The organism is Centipeda infelix ATCC 43532 (assembly GCF_000234095.1).
Taxonomy (GTDB): Bacteria; Bacillota; Negativicutes; order Selenomonadales; family Selenomonadaceae; genus Centipeda; species Centipeda infelix.
Window position 1 is genome coordinate 1 of the sequence record NZ_JH376810.1, and the last position, 810, is coordinate 810.

General features: G+C 46.9%; 2 protein-coding genes. Both read left to right on the top strand.

Going from position 1 to position 810, the window contains the following annotated elements:
- Nucleotides 1-120: 120 nt before the first annotated feature.
- The gene (locus HMPREF9334_RS12900; protein WP_083822812.1) at nucleotides 121-186 is read left to right on the top strand and encodes a hypothetical protein; all 66 of its coding nucleotides are present in this window, start codon (nucleotides 121-123) and stop codon (nucleotides 184-186) included.
- A gap of 28 nt (nucleotides 187-214) precedes the next feature.
- Nucleotides 215-574, top strand: a complete 360-nt coding sequence (locus tag HMPREF9334_RS11285) for a replication/maintenance protein RepL (protein WP_281042435.1) — start codon at nucleotides 215-217, stop codon at nucleotides 572-574.
- Nucleotides 575-810 lie beyond the last annotated feature (236 nt).

Below are 810 nucleotides of genomic sequence, written 5' to 3' on the forward strand. Positions count from 1 at the left end.
CATTGAGTATGATTGACTTATATAATTCGATATGATATTATCATATCAATATCAAGCAAGGAGGAAAACAAATGGCAGTAACCCGCAAGAAAGTCAACGGTAGTAGGAACAGAAACTTATATCAAGCAGGATACTGGAGAACTGCGAGAAATGCAGGTAATTGACATTGAGGAGCGACGACGCTAATTTTCATAAGCTCTGGCTCGGTCATATTTTGAACAGTATCGACCTTATCGGAAACCAGAAAACGCGCCTTGCTTTCTGGATTCTCGACCATCTGGACAGCAATAATCTTCTGCCAATGACACAGAGGCAGATAGCCGATAAAAGCGGTATCAGCTATCAAACGGTATCGAGGACACTACAAGCACTAATCGACAGTAACTTCTTGCAACGCATCAATCAAGGCGCATATCGCGTAAACCCAGACGTATTATTCAAGGGCGGGAAGAACGCAAGAATGAACGTGCTGCTGCAATATCACGACGCAGCAGCCGAAGGGGACGGCTCGAACGATTCCGCAGCCATTCCTGAAGAACAATACGAGGTATTCGCAGAGCAAAAAGCAAGCTGACTTGAATCCGATCGGCGCCGATGTGCGCCGATCTATTTTTTTATCCGCCCATCGCGGCGGATCAGCGAACGAAGGTGAGCGGCAAAAATCGCCCGATACAATCGGGCGCGAACGGCGTTTCAGATTCTGAAATGCATAAGTGAGCTTCGAGCAATTCTGCTCGAAGGTGTGCACGAGTTTTTCGCGGCTGCGAGAAACTCCTAAGTGCACATCGAAAACGCATAGAAATCTCCACG